Source organism: Allobosea sp. GW823-FHT02B03, from assembly GCF_058797755.1.
Genome location: NZ_JBXAJY010000003.1, coordinates 762,967 through 779,653, shown reverse-complemented (window position 1 = coordinate 779,653; position 16,687 = coordinate 762,967). Strand labels below are relative to the sequence as shown.

The 16,687-nt window shown below is 68.3% G+C and carries 20 protein-coding genes; 4 read left to right on the top strand and 16 right to left on the bottom strand.

The window, feature by feature from the left end; all coding sequences use genetic code 11:
• Positions 1-31: 31 nt before the first annotated feature.
• The 9 genes from AC1REK_RS13280 to AC1REK_RS13240 all read right to left on the bottom strand — a co-directional run bounded on the left by AC1REK_RS13280 (position 32) and on the right by AC1REK_RS13240 (position 6,641).
• The gene (locus AC1REK_RS13280; protein ID WP_492267684.1) at positions 32-922 is read right to left on the bottom strand and encodes a sigma-70 family RNA polymerase sigma factor; all 891 of its coding nucleotides are present in this window, start codon (positions 920-922) and stop codon (positions 32-34) included.
• A 14-nt stretch (positions 923-936) separates the two neighbouring features.
• Positions 937-1,407, bottom strand: a complete 471-nt coding sequence (locus AC1REK_RS13275) for a carboxymuconolactone decarboxylase family protein (protein WP_492267685.1) — start codon at positions 1,405-1,407, stop codon at positions 937-939.
• 72 nt (positions 1,408-1,479) lie between these two features.
• On the bottom strand, positions 1,480-1,947 hold the full coding sequence (locus AC1REK_RS13270) for a carboxymuconolactone decarboxylase family protein (RefSeq protein WP_492267686.1): 468 nt from the start codon (positions 1,945-1,947) through the stop codon (positions 1,480-1,482).
• An 81-nt stretch (positions 1,948-2,028) separates the two neighbouring features.
• Complete coding sequence (locus AC1REK_RS13265) at positions 2,029-2,457, bottom strand: HIT family protein (protein WP_492267687.1); 429 nt, start codon at positions 2,455-2,457, stop codon at positions 2,029-2,031.
• Between the two features lie 54 nt (positions 2,458-2,511).
• Positions 2,512-3,267, bottom strand: coding sequence for a 2'-5' RNA ligase family protein (locus AC1REK_RS13260; RefSeq protein WP_492267688.1), 756 nt, complete (start codon positions 3,265-3,267; stop codon positions 2,512-2,514).
• On the bottom strand, positions 3,257-4,498 hold the full coding sequence (locus AC1REK_RS13255) for a GNAT family N-acetyltransferase (RefSeq protein WP_492267689.1): 1,242 nt from the start codon (positions 4,496-4,498) through the stop codon (positions 3,257-3,259). The genes AC1REK_RS13260 and AC1REK_RS13255 overlap by 11 nt, the downstream gene beginning before the upstream one ends.
• Positions 4,495-5,247, bottom strand: coding sequence for a glycerophosphodiester phosphodiesterase family protein (locus tag AC1REK_RS13250; protein WP_492267690.1), 753 nt, complete (start codon positions 5,245-5,247; stop codon positions 4,495-4,497). The genes AC1REK_RS13255 and AC1REK_RS13250 overlap by 4 nt, the downstream gene beginning before the upstream one ends.
• On the bottom strand, positions 5,247-5,720 hold the full coding sequence (locus tag AC1REK_RS13245) for a RidA family protein (RefSeq protein WP_316019624.1): 474 nt from the start codon (positions 5,718-5,720) through the stop codon (positions 5,247-5,249). The genes AC1REK_RS13250 and AC1REK_RS13245 overlap by 1 nt, the downstream gene beginning before the upstream one ends.
• 108 nt (positions 5,721-5,828) lie before the next feature.
• Entirely contained in the window at positions 5,829-6,641 is an 813-nt protein-coding gene (locus AC1REK_RS13240) for an SDR family NAD(P)-dependent oxidoreductase (protein WP_492267691.1), read from the bottom strand.
• Between the two features lie 119 nt (positions 6,642-6,760).
• On the opposite strand from AC1REK_RS13240, the gene AC1REK_RS13235 reads away from it, so the two are divergent.
• Both AC1REK_RS13235 and AC1REK_RS13230 read left to right on the top strand, forming a co-directional pair.
• Positions 6,761-7,342 carry a TetR/AcrR family transcriptional regulator gene (locus tag AC1REK_RS13235; RefSeq protein WP_492267692.1) on the top strand — a complete coding sequence of 194 codons (582 nt, stop codon included), beginning with the start codon at positions 6,761-6,763 and terminating at the stop codon, positions 7,340-7,342.
• A 105-nt stretch (positions 7,343-7,447) separates the two neighbouring features.
• On the top strand, positions 7,448-8,269 hold the full coding sequence (locus tag AC1REK_RS13230; RefSeq protein WP_327520982.1) for a cell envelope integrity EipB family protein: 822 nt from the start codon (positions 7,448-7,450) through the stop codon (positions 8,267-8,269).
• On the opposite strand, the gene AC1REK_RS13225 is transcribed toward AC1REK_RS13230, so the two are convergent.
• Complete coding sequence (locus AC1REK_RS13225) at positions 8,226-9,593, bottom strand: DNA polymerase IV (RefSeq protein WP_492267693.1); 1,368 nt, start codon at positions 9,591-9,593, stop codon at positions 8,226-8,228. The genes AC1REK_RS13230 and AC1REK_RS13225 overlap by 44 nt on opposite strands.
• Complete coding sequence (locus tag AC1REK_RS13220) at positions 9,590-9,949, bottom strand: DUF3572 domain-containing protein (protein ID WP_316019873.1); 360 nt, start codon at positions 9,947-9,949, stop codon at positions 9,590-9,592. The genes AC1REK_RS13225 and AC1REK_RS13220 overlap by 4 nt, the downstream gene beginning before the upstream one ends.
• 68 nt (positions 9,950-10,017) lie before the next feature.
• Here AC1REK_RS13220 and AC1REK_RS13215 point away from each other — a divergent pair, with 68 nt between their 5' ends.
• On the top strand, positions 10,018-10,389 hold the full coding sequence (locus AC1REK_RS13215) for a response regulator (protein ID WP_316019874.1): 372 nt from the start codon (positions 10,018-10,020) through the stop codon (positions 10,387-10,389).
• Positions 10,390-10,407: 18 nt separating this feature from the next.
• Entirely contained in the window at positions 10,408-11,784 is a 1,377-nt protein-coding gene (locus AC1REK_RS13210) for a PleD family two-component system response regulator (protein ID WP_327520979.1), read from the top strand.
• Positions 11,785-12,324: 540 nt separating this feature from the next.
• Here the strand turns inward: AC1REK_RS13210 and AC1REK_RS13205 are convergent.
• The 5 genes from AC1REK_RS13205 to rnr all read right to left on the bottom strand — a co-directional run bounded on the left by AC1REK_RS13205 (position 12,325) and on the right by rnr (position 16,574).
• Positions 12,325-12,525 (bottom strand): hypothetical protein, encoded by a 201-nt coding sequence (locus AC1REK_RS13205; protein WP_316019876.1) that lies wholly within the window; start codon positions 12,523-12,525, stop codon positions 12,325-12,327.
• A gap of 192 nt (positions 12,526-12,717) precedes the next feature.
• Complete coding sequence (gene rpmG, locus AC1REK_RS13200) at positions 12,718-12,885, bottom strand: 50S ribosomal protein L33 (protein WP_066469944.1); 168 nt, start codon at positions 12,883-12,885, stop codon at positions 12,718-12,720.
• Between the two features lie 176 nt (positions 12,886-13,061).
• A complete protein-coding gene (locus AC1REK_RS13195) occupies positions 13,062-13,796 on the bottom strand; it encodes an NUDIX hydrolase (protein ID WP_492267694.1) in 735 nt (244 codons plus the stop codon).
• Positions 13,793-14,239 carry a DUF983 domain-containing protein gene (locus AC1REK_RS13190; protein ID WP_316019878.1) on the bottom strand — a complete coding sequence of 149 codons (447 nt, stop codon included), beginning with the start codon at positions 14,237-14,239 and terminating at the stop codon, positions 13,793-13,795. The genes AC1REK_RS13195 and AC1REK_RS13190 overlap by 4 nt, the downstream gene beginning before the upstream one ends.
• 28 nt (positions 14,240-14,267) lie before the next feature.
• Entirely contained in the window at positions 14,268-16,574 is a 2,307-nt protein-coding gene (gene rnr, locus AC1REK_RS13185; RefSeq protein WP_492267695.1) for a ribonuclease R, read from the bottom strand.
• Positions 16,575-16,687 lie beyond the last annotated feature (113 nt).

Here is a 16,687-nt window from a genome sequence, read left to right as displayed (position 1 = left end):
ACCGTCGGCTCTGCCGCGGTTCCGGGCGACCTCATGCGTCCGATAGGCTCAGATGCCTGAGCTTGTCGGGGTTGCGCACGATGTAGATCGCGTGGACGCGCCCGTCGCGGATGTCGAGCGCGGTCGCCTGGAGGGTCTCGCCGCGTTCGAGGCTGAGATAGCCGGGGAGGCCGTTGATCATCACCGGCCGGAAGAGCGTGGTCCGCTTGTCGCGGTGGGCGAGCTTGGCGTTGATGCCGGCGAAGAAGCGCGAGACGCGGTCGATACCGTAGAGCGGGTTGATCACCGCCAGGACCTTGCCGCCGCCATCGCTGTGGAAGGCGACATCCTGCGCCAGCAGGGCTTGGAGATCGCTCGGGTCGGCCTTGTGGGCCGCCTTGAAGAAGGCATCGACGAAGCGCTTCGCCTCGGCCGGGTCGACCTTGTTGCGCGGTGGCATGTCGATGCGGACATGCTCGCGGGCCCGCTTCGCGAGCTGGCGGCAGGCGCTCTCGCTGCGATCGATGGTGCGGGCGATCTCGGCGAAATCCATCTCGAAGATGTCGTGCAGCAGGAAGGCGGCGCGCTCCAGGGGCGAAAGCCGCTCCAGCGCCAGCATCAGCGCGATCGGCGCATCGAGCCCGGCATCGGCCGGGACCTCGCCGCCGAGCGCTTCGACCAGCGGCTCCGGCAGCCAGCTGCCGACATAGAACTCACGGCGGCTGCGGGCCGATTTCATCTGGTCGAGGCAGAGCCGCGCCACGACGCGCGCCAGGAAGGCGCGTGGCTGCGCGACCTCGGCCTGATCGGTCTCGCGCCAGCGCAGCCAGGCCTCCTGCACGATGTCCTCGGCATCGCTGACCGAGCCGAGCATGCGATAGGCGAGGCGGGTCAGGAAGCGGCGATGGCTGTCGAACGGGTCGGCGGCAGGCGCGGAGGTCATCGCGAGCCCCGTTCTCAGGCGGCGGGCGCGGCCACGGCCGGCCGGTCGTTCGGATGGGCCGAGCGGAAGCCGATGGCGATGCGGTTCCAGGTGTTGATCGTGCCGATCAGGAGCGTGAGCTTTACCGTTTCCTCCGGGCTGAAATGGCGCACCACCTCCGCATAGGCCTCGTCCGGCGCGTGGGTCTGCGCGATCAGCGTCAGCGCGTCGGTCCAGGCGAGGGCGGCGCGCTCGCGCGGGCTATAGAGCGCCGACTCGTGCCAGGCGTCGAGCAGGAAGAGTCGCGCCGGGCTCTCGCCCTCCTTGATCGCGTCGGCGGAGTGCATGTGCAGGCAATAAGCGCAGCCATTGATCTGCGAGGCCCGCATCTTCACCAGATGGATCAGGCTGTGTTCGAGCCCGCTCTCCTTGAGCGTGGCTTCGAGCGCGATCAGCGGCTTCATGGTGTCCGGCGCGGCGACGTAAGGGTTCAGGCGCTTGGTCATGGCGAAAACTCCGCAAGAGGAGGACGCCGGGCCGGAACTAGGCCGCGCCCGGCCAGCTGAGCAAGGAACCGATCAGGCCGCCGGGGTCTCGCGCCGGCGATCCTGCGGGTGGCGGGTGCGGAAGCCGGCATTGACCCGGTTCCAGACATTGATCATGCCGATGGCGACGGAGAGGTCGACGATCTCCTTCTCACTGAAATGCTCGCGCAATTCGGCGAAGGCCTCGTCGCTCGGGCTGCGCTCGGTGAGCCGGGTCAGCTCCTCGGTCCAGCGCAGGGCGGCGCGCTCGCGCGGGGTATAGAGTTCCGACTCTTCCCAGGCACTGAGCAGCGCCATGCGGGCCTCGCTCTCGCCGGCCTTGCGGGCATCGGCCATGTGCATGTGCAGGCAATAGGCGCAGCGGTTGAGCTGGGAGGCGCGGATCTTCACCAGCTCCTGCAGGCTGTGTTCCAGCGTCGACTGGTTCACATAGTCCTGCAGGCCGCGCATGGCCGCATAGGCGTCGGGGGCGGTCTGGAAGGCGTTGAGGCGTTGGGTCATCCCGGTCTCCATCATTGGCTGATGCAGACCAGGACGAGGCAGCGTGCGGGCGCGTGACATGCGCCGCGAAATTTTTTCGGGTCAGGCGTCCTTCAGCGCGGCGCGGAGCTTCTCGGCGGCCTCGGTCAGCTCCTCGGGCTTGGCCATCACGCTCGCCGGAGGCTTCATCGCGATGCCGTCATGGCGCGGGATGACGTGGACGTGGAGATGGAAGACGACCTGGCCGCCGGCGCTCTCGTTGAACTGCTGCACCGTGATCCCGTCCGCCGCGAAGGCCTTCATCCCGGCCCGGGCGATGCGCTGCGAAACCTGGGCGACATGGGCGAGATCGGCCGGCGCGACATCGAGCAGGTTGCGGGCCGGGTTCTTCGGGATGATCAGGGTGTGGCCCGGCGCACGCGGCATGATGTCGAGGAAGGCCAGCGCGTTGTCGTCCTCGCAGACGCGGTGGGCCGGGAGTTCGCCGCGCAGGATCTTGGCGAAGATGTTGTTCTGGTCGTAGGCGGTCATGGCGGTGTTCCTGTCTTGGGCTGGCGGAAGCTGGAGGCCGCCGCGGGAGAAAGGTCAAGCCGGGGATCCGCCGCCAAGCGGCAGCGTCTCGACGATCCGGCTGTCGAGCACGAGGTCGTCGCTCGCGCCCATCAGCCAGAGCGCATCGACTCGCAGGCGCAGCAGGGGCTTTTCCCACCAGCGCGCCAGCAGCGCGGCCAGCGCCTGCGTCTCGCTGGCGTCGAGATCGTCGACGAGATTGTAGTAGCCGACGAGATAGAGGTCGCCGGGCGCGCGGCCGAAGACCTGCTGGATCTGCTGGAACGGGTTGAGGCCCGGCGCCTGCTGCGGATAGGCGCGCAGATAGAGCCGGCCGAGATTGACGTTGCCGGAGAACAGGCCGCGCAGCTCGACCTCAAAGGGCGCGATGGCGGCCAGCCGGGCGCGGATTTCCGGAGCGATTGCGGGACGCTCGCCGCGGCCGAGCGAGCCGACGATGGTGGCATGCAGCCGCTCGGCGCGCTTCGGCAGCAGGTCCCAGGCGATCTTGCCGGCGAAGGGGGCGGCGCGCAGCTCGGCCTCGAGCGCGCGCCAGGCCGGCGAAGCGTCCGGCGCGTCTTCAGGCACCGGCATCACCAGCGAGAAGATCTCGGCATGGCGGCCCATGTCGTAGTCGCGGCCGTCGAGCCGCGGGATCGCCCGCGGATGCTCGGGCGCCAGCAAAGGCAGATGGGCGAGGCGATAGCTCTCGTCGAGCGCCAGCGGCGTGGAGAAATCGGTCAGGCTGCGGCGGTAGCCGAGCGTGTCGTCGCTGGAGAACTCAGTCGGCAAGGTCAGCTCCGGATCTGAAGGGCAGTTCGGCTTCCAGCGCCAGCTTCGCGGCGGCGATCTCGCGGCGCTCGCCGGGCAGATAGGCGGCGACGGCGCGCGCCAGGCCAGGATCGGCGAGGAAATGGGCGGAGCGGGTAATCACCGGCCGGTAGCCGCGCGCCAGCTTGTGCTCGCCCTGTGCCCCGGCCTCGACCCGGGCGAGCCCGTGGGCGATCGCATAGTCGATGGCCTGGTGGTAGCAGAGCTCGAAATGCAGGAACGGATGATCCTCGATACAGCCCCAGTTGCGGCCGTAGAGGGTGTTGCCGCCACGGAAATTGATGGCGCCGGCGATGTTGCGCCCGGCCCGGCGCGCCAGCACCAGCACGACGCGCTCGCCCATAAGCTGGCCGATTTCGGAGAAGAAGCGGCGGTTGAGATAGGGCCGGCCCCATTTGCGCGAGCCGGTATCCTCGTAGAAGGCGTGGAAATCGTCCCAGACGCTTTCGGTCAGGTCGGAGCCCGAGAGTACCGAAACCTCGATGCCGGCGGACAGGGCCTCGCGCCGCTCGCGCTTCAGGGCCTTGCGCTTGCGCGAGGCCAGCGTGGCGAGGAAGTCGTCATAGCTGGCAAAGCCCTGGTTCTGCCAATGGAACTGGATGTCATGACGTTCGAGGTAGCCGGCCTCCAGCAGAGCCGCCATGTCCCGTTCCTGCGCGAAGGTGACATGCACGGAGGAGCCGTGGACCTGCTCCCGCAGAGCTTCGAGGCCGGCGATCAGGGCCTCGCGCGCCTCGTTCTCGCGCGGCCCCTCTGCGACGAGCAGGCGCGGTCCGGTCGCGGGGGTGAAGGGCGCGGCGACCTGGATCTTCGGATAGTAGCGCCCGCCGGCGCGCATATAGGCCTCGGCCCAGCTATGGTCGAAGACGTATTCACCCTGGCTGTGGCCCTTCACGAAGGAGGGCGCGGCGGCGATCAGCCGGCCCGCCTCGTCCTCGACGAGCAGATAGGCGGGCGACCAGCCGGTCCGGCCGCCGACGCAGCCACTCTCTTCGAGTGCGCGCAGAAAAGCGTAGGAAATGAAAGGGTTGTCAGGGTCTTCCTGAGAAAATGAATCCGCTGCCTGAGACGTCGATTCAAGCGTTGCGCCTGCGCCTGGATTGGCGCAGGCATCCCAGTCCGCAGCCGGGACGCCTTTCAGCGAGGTCGTGACGCGGACTGTGAGGCCCCCGTGCGGACCGGTTTCGCTCAAGGGCGGAAACCCTCGAAGACCATCTGGTCGGCATGCTCGGCGGCGCGGGCCCGGTCCTCTTGCGTACGCACGGTCCAGGTCATCAGCGGCAGGCCGAGCGCCTTGCGGCAGAGGAAGGGCGCGGCGGTCGGCAGATCGGTGACCTTCCAGGAGACGAAGTCCGGCTGGCTCTCCCCGAAATGCAGGAGGTTGGCGAGGGCGTGCTTCTGGGCCGCCGAGAGCGGGTCATAGTCGCGATAGGCGTCATAGGCGCTCATCGCGACGATGCCGCGGGCAAAGCCGGGAGCGAGCTCGCGAAGGGCCGCGACGACGACTGGGTCGAAGGATTTCAGCACGATCGGCCGGTCCTTGTAGCCGGCGACGATCTCGGCGGTACGCTTCGCCAGACGCAGGTCGCCGTCGAAGCGGCTCTTGATCTCGATCACCAGCGGCGTCCTGCCGCCGATCGCATCGAGGAAGCCGGTGAGCGTCGGGATCCTGTCGCCCGAGCCAGTCAGTCCGATGCCGGAAAGCTCGGCGGCTTTCCGGGCATCGACGCGGCCGGTTTCGCCGGTCAGGCGGTCCAGGGTGAAGTCGTGGAAGACCAGCGCCTCCTCGTCGGCGCTGAGCTGGACGTCGCATTCGATGGCGAAGCCGCCCGCGATGGCGGCCTGTGCCGCCGAGATCGAGTTCTCGATCACGCCGCCCGCCAGATCGTGCAGCCCGCGATGGGCGATCGGGCGGGCGGTCAGCCAGGGCTCGGCGCGCATCAGGCGATCTCGAACATGGCTTCGACCTCGACGGCGGCGTCGGCCGGCAGGTTGGCGACGCCGACGGTCGAGCGGGCATGGCGGCCGGCATCGCCGAGCACCTCGACCATCAGGTCGGAGGCGCCGTTCATGATGGCGGGCAGGGCGGCGAAGTGCGGGGCGGCATTGATGAAGCCGCCGAGGCGGACGCAGCGCCGGATCCGGCCGAGATCGCCGCCGAGCGCCGCCTTGGCCTGGGCCAGCACGTTGATGGCGCAGAGCCTGGCGGCCTCGAGCCCGGCCTCGTTGAAGATCTCGGCGCCGAGCTTGCCCTTGTGCGCGTCGGAGAGCTTGCCGTCGAGCCCGAAGCAGAGCTGGCCGGAGATCACCAGCAGATTGCCGGTGACGACATAGGGCACGTAGTTGGCGACCGGGGCGGCCGGCGCCGGCAGGGTGATGCCGAGGGCGGCGAGCTTGGTGTCGATGGCGTTCATGATGAGAGGCTCCCGGCCTGCGCTGGACAGGAGCCTTTCATCGCCGATGGCAGGCAAGGTCGCAAGCGCGGCGCGGCTTGGCCGATGCGCCTGCCGGGCAGGGCCAGCTCAGGCCGCGTCGGGACGCTGCGCCAGATAGCGTTCGGCCGGCGCGTTGCGCGAGAGATTGGGCCCGAGCGCGAGCCGGGCCGCGGTATAGCGCTCGAAATCCGCGGGATCGGGGAGCGAGGGAATGGTGACGAGCTCGCCCTGATCCAGGCCGGCGAGTGCCGCATCGACCATGGCGTCGACCTCCATCACCATCTCCGGCGGGAAGCCGTCGACATCGACACCGGCGCGGGCCCAGATCTCGGTGCGGGTGGCGCCCGGCAGCACCGCCTGGACGCGGATGCCGGCTGCCTGGAGTTCCTTCTGCAGGGAGAGGCTGAGATTCAGCACATAGGCCTTGGTGCCGCTGTAGCTGCCATTGAACAGCTCCGGCGCGAGCGCCAGCACCGAGGCGATGTTGATGATGGCGCCGCGCTTGCGGGTCACGAAGTTGCGAGCGGCCGCGGCAGCGAGGCGGGTCGGAGCGATGACGTTGAGTTCGATCATGGCCTGGAAGCGGTCGATATCGCCTTCGACCAGCGTGCCGGAGACCGACATGCCGGCATTGTTGACCAGCACGGTCAGGCTTTCGTCCTCGCGCAGGCGCTGTTCGACCAAGGCGAGATCGGCCTTCGCCGTCAGGTCGGCCTTGAGCCATTCGACCTTGCGACCGGTTTCACGGCGGAGGCGGTCGGCGAGGGCTTCGAGGCGTGCCGCGTCGCGGGCGACGAGGATGAGGTCATGGCCACGACGGGCCAGGCGGTCGGCGTAGACGGCGCCGATTCCGGTAGAGGCGCCGGTGATGAGAGCGGTGCCGAGCTGCTGCGTAGCCATGTCCAACTCCTGTTCGGGTCCGGGTATTTTTCATGACGGTCATCATGATTGAATTTAGATGACGACCATCATATAAATAGTCAAGGGGCTGATATGCCGATTTCCTTGGGAGCAGGCCGATGCGCGTGAGCCGCGAGCAGATGGCGGAGAACCGCGAGCGCATTCTCGAGACCGCCGCGACGCTGTTTCGCGAGCGCGGCTTCGACGGGGTCGGCGTCGCCGATGTGATGAAGGCGGTCGGCCTGACTCATGGCGGCTTCTATGGGCACTTCTCCTCGAAGGACGATCTTGCCGTCCAGGCGCTCGGGCGCGCCTTCGGCAATGCCAACCAATGGCTGGAGGAGGCCAAGGCCGCCGAGCCGGCGGCGCCGTTGCAGGGCATCGCCGACCGCTATCTCTCGCCGCTGCACCGCGACGACCCCGGCCATGGTTGCCCGGTGGCGGCGCTCGGCTCCGATATCGCGCGTCAGGGCGAGGCCTCGCGGCAGGCTGCCACGGAGGGGGCGCGCGCGGCCATCGCGAGCCTCTCAGCCATCATGCCCGGGGAGAGCGAGGAGGAGCGGCGGGCGGCGGCCCTTTCGAGCTACGCCACCCTGATCGGCGCGCTCGTCCTCTCCCGCATGGTCGAGGACAAGGCGCTCTCGGAGGAAATCCTCGCAGCGGCGCGGGCCGCGCTGGAAGCGAAGCCTGCTGAAACGTAGATGCGCGGCGGCAGGGCCCGCCTTGTTTGCGCCATTGCCGCAATGCACCTAGATTCGAAGGGGCCGGGGTTCGACCCGGCCAAGAGCGCGAATCGAGGATCGGGCATGAAGACGTATCGCGGCGGGATCGCAGGCCTGGCGGTGATGGCGGCCACGGGGGCCTGGGCGCAGGCTCCGGCCGAGCGCGTCGTGCTGGTACCACACCGCGCGATCTACGATCTTGCCCTCGACAGCACCAAGCCCTCCCGCGACATCAGCACGGCGCGCGGCCGCATCGCGTTCGACTTCTCGGGGGACGCCTGTGACGGCTACGCGCTTTCCTTCCGGCAGGTCACCGAGCTGACCAGCGAGGTCGGCCCGCGCATCATCGATGCGCGGACCACCAGCTTCGAGGAGGGCGACGCCAAGAGCTATCGCTTCAAGACGGAAAGCTCGACGGCCGGCGCTCCGCCCGACGTGGTCGACGGCACCGCGAAGAAGGGCGATGCCGGCTACGAGGTGAGCCTGCGGGCGCCCAAGGCCGAGACGCATCGCGAAGCCGCGATGGCGATGTTCCCGAACGAGCAGATGAAGGCGGTGATCAAGGCGGCGCGGGCCGGCCAGACCACCTTCAACGTCCGCCTCTATGACGGCGCCAACAGCGGCAAGGACGTCTACGACACGCTGTCGGTGATCGGCCGCAAGATCGAGGCCAAGCCCGGCGAGGCGCCGCTGCAGCGCCCGGAATTCGAGAAGCTGGCGCGCTGGCCGGTGACGATCTCCTATTTCAAGGTCGGCTCGGGCGAGACGACGCCGGCCTATACCGTCGCCTTCGAGCTCTACGAGAACGGCGTCACCGGCGCGATCCGGCTCGACTATGGCGCCTTCGCGCTGCGCGGCACGCTCACGCGTCTGGATCTTCTGCCGGCGAGCGATTGCTCGAAGTAGTCTCGCTGGAAGCAGGTCTGCGCCGGTCGCGCAGCGACAGGCCCTTGCCGATCGCGGCATCGCCGAAGCGGGCGCGGACGGCGTCGAGCGCGCCTTCGACGGCTTTCAGGCGCGGCGTCTGCGTGTCGGCGAGGTCGCCGCGGTCGGCATCCGCTGGGTCGGAGAAGTCGCTCGCGCCGATGCCGATCAGCCGGTAGCGCAGGCCGGTGCATTCACGCTTCAAGAGGTCGCGGCCGGCAGCGAACAGCCGGGCGGCGAGCTGTGTCGGCTCGGGCAGCCGCGTGGCGCGCGTGATGATGTGGAAGTCGTGGGTCTTCAGCTTGAGCGTGATCGTGCGCCCCGCCAGTTCCTGCGCCTTCAGCCGCTTCGAAGTCTTCTCGCAGAGCCGCCAGAGAATCGGTTCCAGCTCCTCGAAGGCGGCGAGGTCGACGTCGAGTGTCGTCTCGGTCGAGACCGTCTTGGCCTCGTGCTCGACCGTGACCTGGCGCGGGTCGATGCCGCGAGCGAGGTTGCGCAGGCGCGGCCCGTCCTTGCCGATGGTGCGGTAGAGCGTCTCGACCTCGGCGGCGGCAAGGTCGCCGATGCTGCGGAAGCCGGCCTGCGCCAGCCGCGCTACGCCCGCCTGACCGATGCCGGGGATCATCCCGACAGGCTTTGGCGCCAGGAAGGCGACGGCCTCCGCCCGGCCGATGATCGAAAAGCCGCGCGGCTTGTCGAGGTCGGAGGCGACTTTGGCGAGGAATTTGGCATAGGACAGGCCGACCGAGACGGTGATGCCGATCTCGTCCTCGATCCGGCGCTGGAAGCGGGCGAGGGTGAGCGCCGGGCTGGCATGGTGCAGGCGCTCGGTGCCGCCGAGATCGAGGAAGGCCTCGTCGATCGACAGCGGCTCGACCAGCGGCGTCAGTTCCTGCATCAGCCGGCGCACCTGCCGGCCGACCGCGACGTATTTCGCCATGTCCGGCTTGATGACGACCGCTTCCGGGCAGGCCTTGAGCGCCTTGAACATCGGCATGGCCGAGCGCACGCCGGACATGCGGGCGATATAGCAGCAGGTCGAGACCACGCCGCGCTTGCCGCCGCCGACGATCACCGCCTTGTCGAGCAGGGACGGGTCGTCGCGCTTCTCGATCGCGGCGTAGAAGGCGTCGCAGTCGATATGGGCGAGGTGGAGCTCGTCGCGCTCGGCATGGCGCAGCAGCCGCGGCGAGCCGCAGGCCGGGCAGCGGCGCAGGGCTGGGGCAGGCGGCGCCTCGCCATGGTCGCGCAGGCAGTCGCGGCAGAGCGCCCGTTGCGTGCCGACCAAGGCGGGCGTGCCGCTCACGGCTCGAAGACTTCGGGCGGACCGGCGAGAATTTCGCGGGCCTGGCCGACGATCTCCGGATTAAGGCCCAGATTTGCTGCAAACTCGAGCAGCAGCGAATCGCTGGCGCAGAGGTGGTCGATCACGCCGAGGAGGAAGCCCGGCTCCTGTGCGGCCGAGCGCAAGGTCGCCGGTCCAAGGCCCGTGGCCGCCAGGAAAGGCTCCAGGCGCTCGGGTTCGGAGGCCAGGAAGGCGAGGGCGCGCAGCGCCAGCGTCTCGGCTTCCTGCAGGTCGATGGGACGGGGCATGGCGATTTGCTCGGTGTGTCTGCGATCGGGTTTGCGTTTCGTCAACGGCTCGCGTGCTAACTTCATCATCGAACGGGGCTGCCGGCTTGGGAAGTCCGGGATATCGGATACCCATGATGCGGCGGACTGGGGGCGGAATGACAAAGACGGTACTGATCGTCGAGGATAATGAGCTCAACATGAAGCTCTTCAACGACCTGTTGGAGGCGCATGGCTATGCGACGCTCAAGACCGCCGACGGCATCGAGGCGATCGAGCTCGCCCGCACGCATCGTCCCGACCTGATCCTGATGGACATCCAGCTGCCGGAAGTCTCCGGGCTGGAGGTCACCAAATGGATCAAGGAGGACGATGCGCTGAAGAGCATCCCGGTGATCGCCGTCACGGCCTTCGCGATGAAGGGCGATGAGGAGCGGATCCGCGATGGCGGCTGCGAGGCCTACATCTCCAAGCCGATCTCGGTGGGCAAATTCCTGGAGACTGTCCGCGCCTATCTCGGCGCGGCCTGAAGGGACGAAGCCTGCGCCATGTCAGCCCGCGTTCTGGTCGTCGATGACGTCGCCACCAATGTGAAGCTGCTCGAGGCCAAGCTCTCGGCCGAGTATTTCGACGTGGTGACGGCGACGAACGGCATCGACGCGCTGGCGATCTGCGAGCGCGGCGAAGCCGACATCGTGCTGCTCGACGTGATGATGCCGGTGATGAACGGCTTCGAGGTCTGCCGGCGCCTGAAGACCGGGCCGACCACGGCGCATATCCCGGTGGTGATGGTCACAGCGCTCGACCAGCCGAGCGACCGCCTCAAGGGGCTCGATGCCGGCGCCGACGATTTCCTGACCAAGCCGCTCGACGATACCGCGCTGTTCGCGCGGGTGCGCAGCCTGGTGCGGCTGAAGGCGGTGACCGACGAGCTGCGGCAGCGGGCGCTGGCCTCGCGCCGGCTCGGCATTGCCGATCCGCTGGCGGCCGCCGCCGCCGAAACCGGGCTCAACGGCCGCATTCTCCTCATCGAGGACCGCCCGCTGATCGCCGAGCGCCTGACGCAGGCGCTCTCGACCTTCCACTCGATCGAGGTCGAGCCCGACGCCCAGACCGCGCTTGCGCGGGCCGCCGAGGGCGATTTCGAGATCGTGCTCGTCAGCCTCGACCTGCAATCCTATGACGGCTTGCGCCTGTGCAGCCAATTGCGCTCGCTGGAGAGCACGCGCAATCTCTCGGTGCTGATGCTCGGCGAGGCGGATGATCGCCGCCGCGTCTTGCGCGGGCTCGAGATCGGCGCCCATGACTTCCTCGTCCGGCCGATCGACCGCAACGAGTTGCTCGCGCGCGCCCGGACTCTGGTCCGGCGCAAGCGCTTCGCCGAGCGGCTGCGCGACAGCGTGCAGTCCTCGATGGAAATGGCGGTGATGGACCAGCTCACCGGGCTGTACAATCGCCGCTATCTCGATGGCCGCCTGGCGGTCCTCTTCGACGAATCCGCGCTCCGGGCCCGGTCCCTGTCGCTGCTCATCCTCGATGTCGACCACTTCAAGGCGGTCAATGACAGCTGGGGGCACGATGCCGGCGACGAGGTGCTGCGCGAGTTCTCCGACCGTGTCCGCGCCTGCACGCGCGGAATCGACCTCGTCGCCCGGATGGGCGGGGAGGAGATCGTCGTCGTCCTGCCCGATACGGCGCTCGAGGCCGCCCGGGCCGTGGCGGAGCGGATCCGCGAGCGGGTCGAGGGCGAGCTGTTCCAGATCCAGGACGGCGCCCGCAGCATTGCGGTCACGGTGTCGATCGGCGTCGCCAGCCGGCGGGCGGGGGATGCCGGCCCGGCGGAGATGATGAAGCGGGCCGACGAGGCGGTCTATCTCGCCAAGGCGGGCGGCCGCAATCGCGTCATCGTCGCCAACGCCGCCTGAGGCTGGCGGTCACGCGAAGCCCGGGCCCGACACTGACGGCCGCTCTTCGACCAACATGCGCGTGCGCGGATGGAGCGCCGGCGTCGACATGCACGCGGCCGTGACGACTTGGCCAGCGCTCCGTTGCCAGAAGGACTCGCGAAGACGAGCCGATCGCTGATCGTCGCCCGTATGGTCCCTTCCGCAGGTGCTGCGCAAGGTTTTCGCGGGGTGTCTCAGGTAAGTTTATGTAAAAATTGAATATTTTGCATTTACCATAGTTTTTACAGTAAATGCCGAGGGTTATCCGGTAAGGTTAAAGGATGATGAAGAATGGTGAATCAACCCTAAACGATTGATTCGCGGGGGCTTCCGCGTAGGGTCGTTTTCAACAGGCGACAGCGACAAGCGGTTGCCCGGAACGCCCCTCGGGAACTCAGGTTCCGCCGCATCTCCTGGGAAACCGGTGGGCTCGGCCGGTCGGTAGCGGGATATCTGGCCTCATCAGATCCGCTATCGGCCGGCCACTATTTTTCCGAAGGCGAGGAGCGGGGCCCGCGCTCAGCGGAAGGCGCGCTCCAGCAGCGCCGGCAGCCAGTAGCCGAGCAGCCCGAACGCCGCCAGCAACCCGAGCAGGATCAGCGCCGCCCTGACGCGGTGCAGCCAGAGGCGCGATTCGTCGACCTCGACGATGAGGCGCAGGAAGCGGCGCAGTGGCCCGATGGCGGGCTGGCGCGGTTCGGCGGGCGATGGGCGGTTCAAGGCGGGGCTCCGGGCGAGAGAGCAGGGCGATGGACGCTCCGCAACTTAGGAACGATGTTGCGAGCGCGCCAGAGGACCCGAGCTGCTTGCGGCGCGCAGGCGCCATTTCGCTCGAATGTGTGCCATAAACGCAAAAAACCGCCCGAAGCGGGCGGTTCTCGCAAAAGCGGCAAGAGTGTAAGGCTGGGTGCCTTACTTGATCTTGGCTTCCTTGAACTCGACGTGCTTGCGCGCGACGGGGTCGTACTTCTTCTTCGACATCTTCTCGGTCATCGTGCGCGAGTTCTTCTTGGTCACGTAGAAGAACCCGGTGTCAGCCGTCGAGACGAGCTTGATCTTGATGGTCACGGCCTTGGCCATGGCGGAGCCCTCGAACTGGTGGGGCCGTGCTCGACCCGCGCATGAAAAAGAAAACGGCCGGGCGAGCCCGGCAATCCGATGGCGCCGGAATGCCGTATCGGAGCCTGCAAGTCAAGGAATATCGGGCGGCGGTCTCGGCCGCCCGCAAAATGGTCGGCTTTCGCCGGCCAAACCGCTCAGATCAGCTCGCGCACGAAGTTGCCGCGCTTCTCCCAATAGAACGGCACGGGCAGATGCGGGGCGAATCCGTTTTTCAGCCGCTCCTCGACCTCGGCGATGATCACCTTGGTGATGGTCGGCAGGTCGAGCTCGCGGGCTTCGTCGAAGGTGACGGAGACGAGGTCGACCAGTTCCGAATCGGGCCCGATGATGCCTTCGACCTTGTCGGCGACGGCGCTGGCATCGACGGTGAAAAAGCGGGTGTCGAAGCGCTTCGGCCGGCGCGGCGGGGTGATCGCCCGGGCGACGAAGGTGACGGCGCCGAGATCGGGGAAGATGCCTTTTGCGGCGAATTCCGACCAGGCACCGGGCGGCGGGTTTTCCGGCGCGCCGTATTCGGCGCTGCCGAAGAGCAGCCCGGTTTCCTCGAAGGTCTCACGGATCGCGGCCAGCGCCAGCGCCCGCCCGCGCTGGGCGCTCGGACGCACGCAGCGCGCCGCCAGGCGCTGCTCGCAGGGACCGGGAAGGGCGCCCGCCGCGGTCATGCGGCGATCTTCCGGATCGATCCGCCCGCCGGGGAAGACGTATTTCCCGGGCATGAACTTGTGGCTCGGATGGCGCTTGCCCATCAGCACGCGCGGCTGCCGGCCGGAGTGATCGAGGATCAGCATGGTCGCGGCATCGACCGGCCGCAGATTGGTCGCGGTGCGGACGCGTTCGGCCTGGGTGAGGGTTACGGTATGATCGTTCACTGGCCGCCCGTCCTGCTTGCTGCGGGTTGAACCTCGACCTGCGGCGCGGAACCGCCGAAGCCGTGCATGCGCAACGCCCATTGCAGCCCGATGACCGCGCCCTTCGTCGGCTGCATCAGTGCAAGGCATAGCACCACCGTCAGCAGCGGCCACACCAGCATGTGCATGCCCATCGACCAGTCGCCGAATTTCTCGACCAGCACCAGCCCGCCGACGACGATATGCCCGACGATGGTGATGACGATATAGGGCGGCAGATCGTCGGCGCGCTGATGGTACAGCGCCTCGCCGCAGGCCTCGCAGGCGTCGACCGGCTTCAGGAAGGCGCGGAACAGTCGGCCCTCGCCGCAATGCGGGCAGCGCCCCCGCATGCCGCGCCTGATCGCTTGGCGCCAATCGCGCTCGGCGGCCGGAGCCGAGAGGTCGTGATACTGAACGGACATGGCACTCTTCATCTTCGAGGCGTCGGCCTCAGCGCTTCCGGCCGGGCTTGGCACGCCCTGGCCGGGCCATACTGCGCTTTGCAGCTAGGGGACGCGCGGCTTTTTTGAAAGAGCGGTTCGATGTCACAGTACGCCCCTCGCTCAGGAGCTCGAAGCGCAGGGCGCCGGCGACCGGGGCAGCCTCGACCAGGCGGACATGCACGCGGTCGCCGAGGCGCCAGCTCTCGCCGCTGCGTTCGCCGATCAGCGCATGGGCCGCCTCGTCATAGCGGTAATAGTCGGCGCCCAGCGTCGAGGCGGGAACGAAGCCATCGGCGCCGGTGCCGTCGAGCTTGACGAAGAGCCCGGCGCGGTTGAGCCCGGCGATGCGGCCATCGAAGCTCGCGCCGATCTGGTCGGCGAGGAAATGCGCGATCAACCGGTCGGTGGTCTCGCGCTCGGCCGCCATGGCGCGGCGCTCGGCGGCCGATATCCGGGTCGCGACCTCGCGCAGTTCGGCCAGCGTCGTCGACCTGGGCAATCCGTCATCGCCGCGCTTCATCGTCGCGATCAGGGCGCGATGGACGACGAGGTCGGCATAGCGCCGGATCGGCGAGGTGAAATGCGCGTAGCGGCGCAGGTTGAGGCCGAAATGCCCGTAGTTCTCGGCGACATATTCGGCCTGGGCCTGGGTCCGCAGCACGACCTCGTTGATGAAGAGCTCGTTCTCGGAGCCCTTGATCATCTTGAGGATGCGGTTGAACAGCACCGGCCGCAGCGCGGCGTCCTTGGGCAGCTTGATGCCGATCGAGGCCAGGACCTCGCCGAGCACGCGCATCTTCTCGAGCGAAGGCTCGTCATGGCAGCGGTAGATCAGCAGGCTGCCGGCCTTCTCCAGCGTCTCCGCCGCGGCGACGTTGGCGAGGATCATGAATTCCTCGATCAGCTTGTGCGTCGCCAGCCGGTCGGGGACGATGACGCGGTCGACCGAGCCGTCCGCCTTCAGGATCAGCTTGCGCTCGGGCAGGTCTAGGTCGAGCGGCTGGCGGGCATCGCGGGCGCGGGCCGCGACACCATAGGCGGCCCAGAGCGGCATCAGGATGCTCTCGCGGATCGGGGCCGTCGCCTCGTCCGGCTTGCCGTCGATCGCTCCTTGAGCCTGCTGGTAGGAGAGCTTTGCGGCCGAGCGCATCAGGATGCGGTGGAAGCTGTGCCCCTTCTTCGAGCCGTCGGCCTTGAGCACGAGGCGGACGGCGAGCGCCGGCCGGTCCTCGCCGCCGCGCAGCGAGCAGAGATCGTTCGATATCCGCTCCGGCAGCATCGGCACGACGCGGTCGGGGAAGTAGACCGAGTTGCCGCGCTCCAGCGCCTCGCGGTCGAGCGCAGTGCCCGGCCGGACGTAAGAGGCGACATCGGCGATGGCGACGGTGACGACATGGCCGCCGGGATTGTCCGGGTCCTCGTCCGGCGCGGCGTGGACCGCGTCGTCATGGTCCTTGGCGTCGGCGGGGTCGATGGTGATCAGCGGCAGGTCGCGCCAGTCCTCGCGGCCGGCCAGCGTCGCCTTCGGCGCGGCCTCTGCCTCTGCCAGTGCCGCCGGCGAGAACTCGTTGGGGATGCCGTGGGCATGGATCGCGATCAGCGACACCGCCCGCTCGGATTTCAGCGAGCCGAGCCGCTCGCGCACGCGGGCCTCGGGCGGGCCGAAGCGGCCCTCGCGCCGGAGCGAGACCGAGACGAGGTCGCCATCCTGGGCGTCGCCGGTCTGGCCCTTCGGGATCAGCGCCTCGCGGCCCTGCGCTTTCTTGTCGACAGGGATCAGCCGACCCGAGCCATCGGGCAGGGCGCGGAAGATGCCGAGCACCTGCGCCTTGCCCTTGCCCATGATCTTCAGGACGCGGCCGGACCAGGAGATGCCGGTGACGCCGCGCAGGCGCGTGAGCTTGAGCAGGACCTGGTCGCCGATGCCGGGCGCGGCGACCGCCGGGCCAGTGCGGCGCGAACGCGAGGGGCGGCCGCTCTCGATCAGGACCTTCGGTGCCTCGCCCTGGTCGGCCTCGTTCCATTCAAGCGGCGCGGCGATGAGATCGCCCTCGCGGTCGCGGGCCTTGATCTCGCAGAGCAGCACGGCGGGCAGGGCGCTGTGCTTGCGCACCGGCGAGCCGTCCTCGGCCGCGTCGATATGCTCTTCGTCTTCGATTTCGCGCAGCAGCCGCTTCAGCCAGATCTTGCCGCCGGCATCGAGGCCGAACGCCTTGGCGATGTCGCGACGACCGGGCTCGCGGCCGGCGGCGCGCTCCTCCTCGATGAAGGCGAGGATGGCCTGGCGGGGAAGGTCAGGGGCTGGCGCTGGCAAGCGGCGGCCTCATCTGGATATGGCGCTGCACAAAGATCACGCCTCTCTCTGGCATGTCCTGCCGCGGCGCGCCAGAAGCGGCCGCGCAGGGCCGATCGCGCAAAAGAGAAGGG